The organism is Sphingobacterium sp. MYb388 (assembly GCF_037479535.1).
Lineage (GTDB): Bacteria > Bacteroidota > Bacteroidia > Sphingobacteriales > Sphingobacteriaceae > Sphingobacterium > Sphingobacterium anhuiense.
The window spans coordinates 40,621-52,845 of record NZ_JBBGYV010000006.1; the positions used below are offsets into that span (position 1 = coordinate 40,621).

Consider the following 12,225-nt stretch of genomic DNA (forward strand, 5'->3'; position numbering starts at 1 on the left):
ATGATAAAGAATTATATAAAAATCGCATGGCGAAGTATTTTCGCTAATAAATTCTATACAGCCATTAATATTTTAGGATTGTCGGCGGGATTAGTCGTAGGGATATTCCTCCTACTTTGGATTCAGGATGAGCTATCTTTTGACAGATTCCATAAAAATGAGCGTAAGATCTATAAAATTGGTATTGAAGGTGGAACTGGAATCACTAAAAAAATATTTGAGAATATCATTGCCCCTGTTGGCACTTTTGCAAAAAAAGAGATTCCGGAAGTAAAAGACGCCGTACGTATCCTCAAAATTGGAGATGGTCCCATCAAATATAAAGAGAAAATATTTATCGAGAAAAGCTTTGCTTTTGTAGATCCGAGCTATTTTTCTGTATTTAATTTTCCTTTGGTTCAAGGCATTCAAAAGTTACCTTTTCCAGACAACAATTCGATTGTCATCACAGCCAGTACTGCCCAACGCTATTTTGGAAATGAAGATCCCATTGGTAAAACGGTCACCATAGGTCTAGATGAACTTTGTGTGGTATCGGGTGTTATCGCAGATTATCCCGAAAATTCGAGTTTACAATTGCAGGTACTTCTTCCCCTTTCTAGGTTTAATGAGCAGGCATATGTAAAAAATAAAACCACTTATGACAACAAAACATATTTGTCATCCATGGATATGGATTGGTCCAGTTTTTCATTTGAAACTTATCTACTGCTAACTCCCCAAGCGAACCTCACTGCTTTAACTAAAAAGTTACAACAGATACATGAGCGCAATAAACCTGAAGATACACCTGTACCTTACGTAGCACAACCACTATCTAAAGTTCACTTATACCACATGGATGGTAGCGATGGAGGAATCGGCGCTGTACATATTTTTATGGGAGTTGCCCTGATGATTATAGCAATAGCGAGTATTAATTATATTAATCTTTCGACTGCCCGTTCTTTAAATCGGGCCAAAGAGGTCGGAATTCGAAAAATTATTGGAGCTGGCAAAAGGGAACTTTTCTTTCAGTTTATCATAGAAACTACATTGTTGTTTCTTTTTGCAGTGACCATTGCGATAACGGTCGTTTTTATTTTTCTCCCTTCTTTTAATAACTTCTCTGGAAAACAAATATCATTGGATCTCACTAGTATTAATTTATGGGTCTACATTTTCATCTTACTGATTGGAACACTTCTCTTAGTGAGCATCTATCCGGCTTTACTGCTATCAACTTTTGATCCTATCAAAGTCTTAAAAGGTAATCTGGGAATGAAAAAATCTAGTTCCAGAAAGGTATTAGTTGTATTACAGTTTACGGTTTCTATTGTTTTGATAACCATGACAATTGTCATTGGTCGTCAATTAGAGTTTATCCGCAACAAAAATCTTGGCTACGAAAAAAGCCATATTTTCGCGGTTCCTATGGGATCAAAAATGGGCGAACATTTTGATGCCATCAGAAATGAACTGATAAAAAACGAAGGAATAAATGATGTAATCCGACTGGGGCGTGATATGATACACGGCGGTGATGCTACTGGAGATAACGATTGGGAAGGAAAACCTGCAAAGTCAAATCTCTGGTTTAATATCACGCATTCAGATCAGCATACGCTCGATTTCTTTAAGATAAAACTAGCGGAAGGACGAAACTTTACGGGCTCATTAGCGGACTCTACCCATTTTATTCTAAATGAAACGGCTGTTAGAGAGATGGGGTTAAAAAATCCTATTGGCACCCGTTTGAGAATCCGAACTGTACCCGGAACTATTATTGGTGTCGTGAAAGATTTTAATTACGCTAGTGTACGTCAGAAGATTGAACCTATCGTTTTTAAGTTTAATCCAAAAAATTCTCGACAGCTTTATATAAAAACGAATGAAAATAAAACTGTTGATGCTATAGGCGCTATGGAAAAAATTTGGAAGCAATACTATAATGATATGCCTTTCACTTATAATTTCCTGGATGAAAGCTATCAAAAACTATACACAAGTGAACAAAAACAGGGTACCATATTTAACTTCTTTGCTGTCATAACCATCTTAATATCTTGTTTAGGTCTTTTAGGTTTATGTACATACACCGCACAAGTAAAAACAAAGGAAATTGGGATTAGAAAGGTGCTAGGTGCGACGGTTTTCCACATTATACAAATGCTGAATCGGGAGTTTTTCATCTTAGTCATTATTGCGAATATTATTGCGATTCCTCTTGCTTTATATTTCGCAAATGACTGGCTTCAGGGGTTTGCCTTTAGAACTAATTTACCTATATCTATATTTTTATTTTCCGGTATTCTCACATTGTTCATCACGGCACTTACAGTTAGTTTTCAATCCATTAAGGCTGCAATTATCAATCCTGCAAATAGTTTAAGAGACGAATAGTTACGACCTTTTCATATAAAAGAGATTGCTAAATAAAATAATTGATTCAAAATCATGATAAAACTATTTTTTAAAACTTTTCTACGCAATATAAAACGTAATCCATTAAGTGGAATTATCAATATAATCGGTCTAGCATTGGGATTTACAGTCGTCATAATTAGTTCATTGTGGATAATGAAGCAGTTTTCTGTTGACAAAAACTTCAAAAACTACGATGATATCTACCAGGTCATGATCACAGGTACATTTAATGGTGAGAAGTCTACAGATCGATCTACTCCCATACCATTGGCTAAGCTATTGCAATCTGATTTTAAAAATGAAATGCAACATATTACTTTAGTCAGTAAACGTGAAAATGCTAATTTTAAGAGTGGTGAAAAAAGGATCACTGGCAAAGGATTGTATGCAATGGGTGCATTTTCTGAACTTTTCACATTTGAATCTATAAAAGGAGACGTATCTACACCTGCCCTACCATCAAAAATGATTATTTCCGAATCATTAGCACGTCGGTTATTTGGAGATGTAGACGTTATAAGTAAAGTCGTTGAACTTAACGGTAAAGCGCAGTACCAGATAACAGGCGTTTATGCTGACTTGCCAGAAAATAGTACTTTTCATCAATTGGATTATATATTGCCATTTTGCGACTATCTGAAACAAAACCCTGATGCCGATCAAAGTTGGGGTAATTGTTTTTTCCATACCTATGCCTCTATTCAAAATCCGCTCTCTCTACCTTCATTAGAGAGAACGACAACCACCATTTTAAAATCGAAACTTACAGACATAGATCCTGAAGTTCTTTTACATCCTATGTCTAAATGGTATTTGTATGATGATTTTAAAAATGGTAAAAATATCGGTGGGCAGATTCAATATGTTTGGATGTTTGCATTGGTAAGTGCTTTGATTATTTTGCTAGCATGTATTAACTTTATCAACCTCAGTACCGCTAGAAGTATCAAAAGAGGTAAAGAAATCGGTATATTAAAATCGATCGGCGTAAATCGCCGCCAATTGATTCAGGGCTTTTTATTTGAATCTATCTTATCTGTATTTTTAGCATTTATACTCAGCCTCCCCCTTATACTCTTACTTCTTCCATGGATAAACGGTTTTATAGGAACTGAATTACGAATACCTTTTCATTCGATATTTTTCTATCTTATTGCTTTCTTAAGCATCGTTCTTCTTGGTCTTTCATCCGGATTATATCCATCCCTGTTCCTAACTTCATTTAATCCAATTTTAGCACTTAAAGGAAAATCAATTCAAGGAAATAGTAAATTTAAAGCGCGGAAGATTATGGTTGTTATTCAGTTCGCTATTTCTATTTTTATGATGATCGCCACATACCTCGTCATCACCCAATTAAACTATGTAAAAGATCGTCCAATTGGCTACAGCAACAAAAATTTAGTTAATGTCACGAGTTCAAGCGGTGAGATTATTAAAAAATTCGACGTCCTCAAAAAAGAATTGTTTGACAAGGGACTAATCCAAAACGCAACTTTATCCTCTAGTTTTGTAAACAATCTCGCTTTAACAGGCGGTGGATTTACCTGGCAAGGTAATGATGCTAAAGAAGGATCAATCATGGGCATATATACTATTGACGAAAATTTTGCTCCTACTGTCCAATGGAAATTTATGAAAGGTAGAAACTTTTCGAAAGATTTTAAAACAGATTCTATTGCTGTCATTTTAAACGAAGCTGGTGCAAAATATATGGGAGTATCCGATTTGAATAGCAAGCAATTAAGTTTTAGAGGTGTAAAATACAGAATCCTTGCCATCATACAGAACACAATGTCGGAATCTCCTTTCAAATCAATCACACCAACGGTTTATTTTCTTGATTTCCTTCCTAAAAACAAAATTACACTTCGCTTAAAAGATGGAGAAAATCAAAGTCAAATACTAAAAAATATCGGGGAGAAATTTTCTGCTATAGATCCGAATCTGGTATTTGAATACACATTTACAGATCAAGAATATGCGAAACAATTTAAGCAGATGGAAATGATTCGTAGTTTAACCAGTTTATTTACTGGTCTTGCAATTTTGATTTCCTGCCTAGGATTGTACGCCCTCGTTTCATTCTTAACTGAACAACGTGAAAAGGAAATTGGGATCCGAAAGGTATTAGGCGCATCTGAGCTCGGCTTATGGAAGTTACTATCAACCGAGTATATCTGGCTTACTTTTATCGGTTTTATGATAGCCACCCCGCTTGCTTATCTTTTTATGGAAAAATGGTTAGAAAATTATGTTTACCGTATTACTATTAGCTGGTCCATTTTTGCTGTCACGGGAGGTCTTGCTCTTTTCATTACGTTAATCACCGTAAGTTATCAGGCTATTAAAGTTGCTTTATCAAATCCTATTGATACACTACGGAATGAATAATCACCCTCATAACCTGTACGCTTACGAACGCTAGGTGTTCGAAAGCGTACAGTTAAAGAAGGATACAGCAATAAACAATTAACTGATTAGCAATAATTTAAAACATTGGCTTATGGATTGAACTTAAAAAGTGGCAAAAAAATACGAGTCTAAAGTTTAAACAAATGATACAGAACTATATTAAAATAGCATGGCGCAATCTTTTGAAAAGTAAGGGATATGCAACCATTAACATTATTGGCTTAGCTATTGGTATGGCAGCTGTATTGTTAATAGGCATCTGGATACAGAATCAATCACAATTTGACAATTTCTATAGCAATAAAGATAATCTATATAGACTCTGGAACAAATATGACGAGGAGGGTGAAATCAACTTGCTAAACATCACAGCAGGAACTGCTTCATCTACTTTAAAAGCAGAATATCCAGAGGTGGAGCATGCTGCTCGTATGTATTGGAGCACCGATAGATTATTATCCTTTGATAATAAAAAGATAAAATCTAAAGGAAATGAAGTTGATCCAAATTTTATTGAAATGTTCGATTTCAAACTTTTAAAGGGTAATCGCAATGAAGTATTAAACGGTCCAAACAATATTATCCTAACAGAGCGACTCTCAAAAAAAATATTTGGGGATGCGGATCCTTTGAACAAAACGATTACATTGGATAACAAAGAACCTTATCAGGTGACTGGAGTAATAGCAGATTTACCCAGCAATACAGATTTTGATTTTACATATCTGATTCCCTTAATCAATGCAAGTAGTCAATCTCCCACTTGGAACATAAATACATTTATGACTTATATCCAGCTAAAGAATGGGACAAATGTAGATGCCTTTAATAAAAAACTAGTCAATATCATTGCAAAGAAAACGAATAATGAGCAGAAAGGTTCACTCTTTTTATATCCAGTATCCAAAATGCACTTGTATTCTAAATTTGAACAAGGTATCCCAGTTGGAGGCAAAATCACCCAAGTTAAACTTGTTGCTGGTCTTGGATTTTTGATTTTAGTGATCGCTTGTATTAATTTCATTAATTTAAGCACTGCGCGCAGTCAAAAGCGAGCAAAAGAAGTCGCGGTACGTAAAGTGGTTGGCGCCCAACGCAGCAGTTTGATTATACAATTTTTAACAGAGTCGGTCCTACTATCTTGTATTGCAGGAATACTTGCCATAGGATTAACATCTATATCCCTCCCACTATTTAATAAAGTATTGGACAAACCTTTAGTTTTTTCGATTACAGATCCTATGATCTGGGTCTCTCTTCTCGGATTTATATTGTTTACAGGAATATTAGCTGGGTTATACCCTGCATTTGTGCTATCGTCTTTTAAACCCGTTAAATCATTGAAAGTATCTGGAAAGTCTCAAAGATTTGCCTTCAATTTCCGTGAAGTATTAGTTGTTTTCCAATTTGGAGTTGCCTTAATCTTGATTATTGCAACCCTGATCGTCAATAAACAGATTGAATATGCAGGAAAACGTGATGTTGGTTACTCACCTTCACAACTGATCGAAATTCCAATGGAAGGTGATATGACAAAAAATTATGAAGTTATCAAATCTGAATTGATCAATAAGGATATTGCGCAAGCTGTGACCCGTACCGGATGGTCAATTACCCAAAACAATTCCAATTCAGGGGGTAATTTTTCATGGGAAGGATCTACCCCTGAACAAGGAAAAAAAATCGTATTCAATATTGGAAAAGCTGAGAGTGATTTTGTTAAAACTCTGGGATTAAAATTGATCGAAGGTCGTGATATTGACTTCGAGCGATTGGCTTCTGATAGTATGTCGGTACTCGTAAATGAGGCTGCTATCAAAGAAATGAAATTGAAAAATCCTATTGGCAGCATTTTGAAATGGGGAAGTAATAACTTTACAATTATAGGAGTTATCAATGATTACATCAGCGGATCTCCATACAGTCCAGTTACTCCACTTCTTATTCATCCTGCCAAAGAGTGGATGTTAAATATGGTTGTTCGTACTCCTGCATCTGTACCTATAGAACAGAGCTTGAAACAAATGGAGCAGGTACTCAAAAAATTCAATCCGGCGTACCCTTTTGAATACAAATTTGTTGATCAGCAATTTGCGGCAAAGTTTAAAGAGCAACAACAAACAGCTCAGTTAGCACTCATATTCTCTACATTAGCCATTTTTATATCTTGCCTTGGATTATTTGGACTGGTATCGTACATCGCGGAATTGAGAACGAAAGAAATTGGTATCCGCAAAGTATTGGGTGCGTCTGTAACAGGTATAACAGCGATGCTCTCAAGAGATTTTGTAAAATTGGTTCTTATTGCCATTTTAATTGCCTCACCTATTGCCTGGTGGATCATGAATAAATGGTTGCAGGATTTTTCTTACCGCATGGAGATTCAATGGTGGGTCTTTGCTTTAGCGGGGATTGCCGCATTAACTATCGCAATTATTACGGTGAGTACACAAGCCATTAAAGCGGCCAATACAAATCCTGTAAAAACATTACGGGATGAATAATAACATACACTTACTGTAGGGTTATCTGAATGAATTAATGAAAAAAGCTTTAAAGCATAAAAAATGATACGAAACTATATTAAAATAGCATGGCGGAATATTCGAAAGAATAAAGGGTTTTCACTGTTGAACATGTCGGGATTAACAATTGGAATAACCTGCTTTTTGTTATTAGCTACTTACATATACCATGAATCCAGTTATGAACGTTTTTTCTCTCATGCAGATCGCATTGCGTATTTCAGCCTATCATACAAGGCTCCAAATAGCCCAGAAATGGTTTCATCCAGTACAACGCCAACAGGTCTACAACAGACTTTACAATCTGATTTTCCCGAAGTTGAGCAGGCCAGTCGTTTATATCCGTATATACAAGGTGGATTAGTTGATATTGGAAATCAATCTTTAAAGGAAAATAAGCTGATTTATGCTGATAAAAACGTATTTGAAATTCTCGATTATGATTTTATTGAGGGAAACAAAAAACATGTATTGGATGAGCCTAATCAAATTGTATTAACAGAAACCTTAGCTAAAAAATATTTTCCAAATGAATCGGCTATAAATAAAACATTGATTATTGATAAAGTGAACTGGAAGGTATCTGGGGTAATAGCCGATATGCCAAGTAATACGCAGTTCAGATTTTCTGCCATTCTCTCTAACCAAGGTCTAGCACGCTATAAAGAAGCTTCATGGAATTCAGCTAACGATATTACTATAGGATTATTAAAAACTGATCAAAGCTTTCAATCGGTGCAACTTAAACTGGATAATCTGGTTAAGGACAAATTTAGTGAGTCTATTAAACAGGGATATGAATTCGGTTTTAAAGTAGAAAAATTAAGTGATATTCATTTGCACTCAAAAACTGCAGGTACAGGAAATATCCTCTATGTTTATATTTTAATGGCTTTGGGTATTGCTCTTATCGTCTTGACCTGCATTAATTTCACCAATTTGATTCTTGCAAATGCGATTGAGCGCAAAAAAGAGATCGGTGTAAAGAAGGTACTGGGTGCAGGACGAAAAACAATATTCTTTCAGTTTCTCTTCGAATGTAGCTTAATGATTTTGATATCCTTAATTGTAAGCTTAGTGGCAACATGGTTACTGTTACCTCTATTCGGTCATTTTATGGGAGTAGAAATGCAGATCAACTTTTGGAACAAACCTATCCTCTATATAGCAATATTAGCTTTCTTTATTATCCTGTCACTACTTGCAGGTGGTTGGCCTGCCTACTCGATTTCGAGTTCAAAACCGATTTCAATATTCAGAAGTAAACTGATCGAAAAACAGACAGGGATATCCTTGAGTAAAGTGCTGATTGTGTTCCAATTTTGTATTTCCATATTTTTTATCATCTGTACATTATTTGCTGGTCAACAAATGAAATTTATTCAATCTAAAAATACAGGACTGGATCGTTCAGATATATTGGTGCTCGATGGCCGAGGATGGCAGGATAAAGAGCGTCAATTGCTAAAGGATAAGCTAATTCAATTAAACAGTGTTAAAGGCGTAACGGCATCTTATGATAGTCCGGTTAATATTCAGGGGGGCTATACGATTAATGAAGTAGAAGGACAGGCTCCAGACTTCTCTATTGATGTCACTGCTATTCCTATTGAAAAAGACTTTGTATCCGTGTTCAACATTAAATCTATTGCTGGTTCTTCCCTATCGGATACGGACATTTTAAGAGCAAGCGATACCGTCGCTCCGGAGAATAGTTTTATTATTAATACGCTAGCTGCAACTGCTATGGGCTGGACTCCTAAAGATGCAATCGGTAAAAAAATAAATTTAAATGGCCGCAAGGGCACTGTAAAACAAGTGGTTGAAAGCTTTAATTTTAAATCTTTACATAATGAAATCACTCCTGTTGTGCTCTTTCCTGAATATGGTTATTTCGGAAATATCTTTATTAAGCTGCATGCTGGAGTTCCTACACAAGACGCATTGAATCAGATCAAAACGATTGTAAAAGAGATCGCTCCGAAAAACAATTATGACTATCATTTTTTAAATGACGACTTTAATCAACTTTATCTACAGGATCAACAGACAACACGAGCGATGCAACTTTTTTCATTAATTACTATCTCCATAGCGTGTATGGGATTATTTGCACTTTCGACCTATACGGTGCAACAAAGAATTAAAGAGATTGGAATCCGGAAAATTGTTGGTGCATCTGTTATAAAAATTGTTAGCTTATTAAGTGTAGATTTCCTCAGGTTAGTAGTTCTTGCGCTCGCTATTAGCATTCCTTTTGGCTGGTTTGCAATGCATAAATGGCTAGACAATTTTGCTTATCATATTGAACTTGACTGGTGGATCTTTATACTTGCCGGTGGCAGTGCTTTACTCATCTCGTTCTTAACAATAAGTTACCAGACTGTCCGTGCTGCTATGGTCAATCCAATTGATTGTTTACGGGATGAATAATTTACTGCATTAAAAAAATTGACTACTTTATACGATAACGATGATAAAGAACTATATCAAAATCGCATGGCGTAATTTATTGAAAAATAAGGCTTTCTCTAGCATCAACATCATTGGATTGGCTATTGGTATGGCCGGAGCTTTGCTTATTGCGCTATGGTTGCAAAACATGCTGAGTATGGATCGGTTTCACGAGAAAAGTGATAGGCTCTATGCGATAAGTAACCGAGATGATCATACTGGCAAGAAATGGGCATGGTTAAATACACCCAAAATAATGGGACCAACCTTGAAAAATGATTTTCCTGAAATTGAAAGTTTTACAAGACTTGACGATGGAACTGGTAATCAATTTATTGCAACATACAAGGATCAAAAAATAGTATCCCAAATCGGATTCGCTGATCCTGGATTTTTCAACATGTTTAGTTTCCCTTTGTTGAAAGGAGATAAAAACAACCTATTGAATGATGCTAACTCGATCGTAATCACACAAAAATATGCAAAGACTCTCTTTGGAAACGAAGATCCTATAGGAAAGATCATTAAAATTGATTCTGTCAATTTGGTTACTGTAACTGGACTTCTTCTAGATCTGCCCAATAATAGCAGCATGAATTTTGAAGGTTTAGTTTCTTGGGATTATGCAAAAAAAATAAGATATGTAGATACAAATTGGAGTAATAACTCCACCTATACCTATGTACTATTAAAAGCAGGGACATCGTTGCCAGCATTCAATGAAAAAATAAGATTAGTTAGTCAAAATCATATAAACATTGGCGATAATGAGATCAAGTCCACAAATGAAATCTTTGCATTTCCATTTAAAGATAGTTATCTCTACGATAAAGGTGACGGTGGAAACTATACTTCCGGTCGCATTCAACTCGTTCGTTTGTTCGCTTGGATCGGTGCTTTTATCTTGCTCGTCGCCTGTATTAATTTTATGAATCTAAGTACTGCTCGCTCTGAAAGAAGAGCCAAAGAAGTAGGTGTTCGTAAAGTTGTAGGTGCTGATCGTAAAAGCCTCATGTTACAATTTATCTCTGAAAGTATTTTGATCAGCTTGTTAGCTATGGTACTTGCAATCACATTTATGGTGTTGGTACTACCGGCTTTTAATAATTTAGTACAAAAAAATCTAACACTTTCTCTTCTCTCAGTCCAAACCTGGTTATCATTAATAGCATTCAGTGTAATTACGGGTATACTGGCAGGAAGTTATCCAGCATTTTTTCTTTCATCTTTTAAACCTTTGAAGACATTGAAAGGAAAGTTAAATACTTACAATAAGGGAATGAGCATCCGTTCGATGTTGGTAATTATTCAGTTTTCACTCGCCATTATCTTAACCATTGCTACTATAATCGTATCAAAGCAAATTCAATTTACGAAAGACCGGGAACGTGGTTACGATGAAAATGGTTTAGTTTATACCAGTATCTCCGGGAAATTAGATAAAAATTATGTCAGTTTACGGAATGAGTTACTAAACAGTAATGCAGTTCTTTCGGTATCAAAAAATATGTCTCCAGTTACTGATCGCTTTAGCAATGGCTGGGGATTTAGCTGGCCAGGAAGTACTGAGAGTGACAAGAAATTATTATTCAATCGCTTTAGTTCGGATGCCAATGCTGTACAAAATTTAGGATTTAAACTCGTGAAAGGTCGAGATATTGATGTATACAAATATTCTACTGATAGCAATGCAGTGTTACTGACAGAAACAGCTGTAAAATCCATGCGCTTAAGTAACCCGGTCGGTCAAGTCATTCAAGCCGACGGCGAAAATTGGCCAGTGGTTGGTGTAATCAAAGATTTTATCATTGATTCACCCTATGACGAAATAGCGCCAATGATTATTCTTGGTCCTAAATCCTGGTTCACAACGATACATTATCGACTGAATCCGAATAACAGTACCGAAACAAACCTAAAAAAGATAGCGGATATCTTCAAGAAATTTAATCCTGACTATCCTTTTGATTATAAATTTATTGATAAAAATTTCGAATCTAAATTTAAAGAGACACAATCCATTGGAACAATTTCTATGCTATTTGCAGGATTAACAATCTTTATTTCATGTCTTGGACTATTGGCTCTTATCGCCTACATGGCAGAGACACGGATGAAGGAAATTGCTGTTAGGAAGGTATTGGGGGCATCTGTTGGGCAATTAACATCTTTGCTCTCTTTAGATTTTCTAAAATTGGTCCTTATAGCAATTCTTATCGCATCACCGATAGCATGGTGGACAATGAATGACTGGTTGAAAGATTATAGTTATCGCATTGAAATCCAATGGCATTATTTTGCTATTGCAGGTCTTATGGCTATTCTGATCAGTTTGGCAACGATTAGTTACCAAGCGATCAAAGCCGCTCTTTCAAATCCTGTCAATAGTCTACGTGATGAATAACAGCTTAATAGATATTTTAAA

5 protein-coding genes are annotated in these 12,225 nt (G+C 35.6%); all 5 read left to right on the plus strand.

Going from position 1 to position 12,225, the window contains the following annotated elements:
• The 5 genes from WH188_RS18000 to WH188_RS18020 all read left to right on the plus strand — a co-directional run bounded on the left by WH188_RS18000 (position 1) and on the right by WH188_RS18020 (position 12,204).
• Positions 1–2,382, plus strand: a complete 2,382-nt coding sequence (locus tag WH188_RS18000; protein ID WP_168128213.1) for an ABC transporter permease — start codon at positions 1–3, stop codon at positions 2,380–2,382.
• A 54-nt stretch (positions 2,383–2,436) separates the two neighbouring features.
• Complete coding sequence (locus WH188_RS18005) at positions 2,437–4,800, plus strand: ABC transporter permease (RefSeq protein WP_132773475.1); 2,364 nt, start codon at positions 2,437–2,439, stop codon at positions 4,798–4,800.
• A 164-nt stretch (positions 4,801–4,964) separates the two neighbouring features.
• The gene (locus tag WH188_RS18010) at positions 4,965–7,325 is read left to right on the plus strand and encodes an ABC transporter permease (protein ID WP_168128214.1); all 2,361 of its coding nucleotides are present in this window, start codon (positions 4,965–4,967) and stop codon (positions 7,323–7,325) included.
• Between the two features lie 63 nt (positions 7,326–7,388).
• Entirely contained in the window at positions 7,389–9,779 is a 2,391-nt protein-coding gene (locus tag WH188_RS18015) for an ABC transporter permease (protein ID WP_339424450.1), read from the plus strand.
• 40 nt (positions 9,780–9,819) lie between these two features.
• Positions 9,820–12,204 (plus strand): ABC transporter permease, encoded by a 2,385-nt coding sequence (locus tag WH188_RS18020; protein WP_168128216.1) that lies wholly within the window; start codon positions 9,820–9,822, stop codon positions 12,202–12,204.
• The last annotated feature ends 21 nt before the right edge of the window (positions 12,205–12,225 follow it).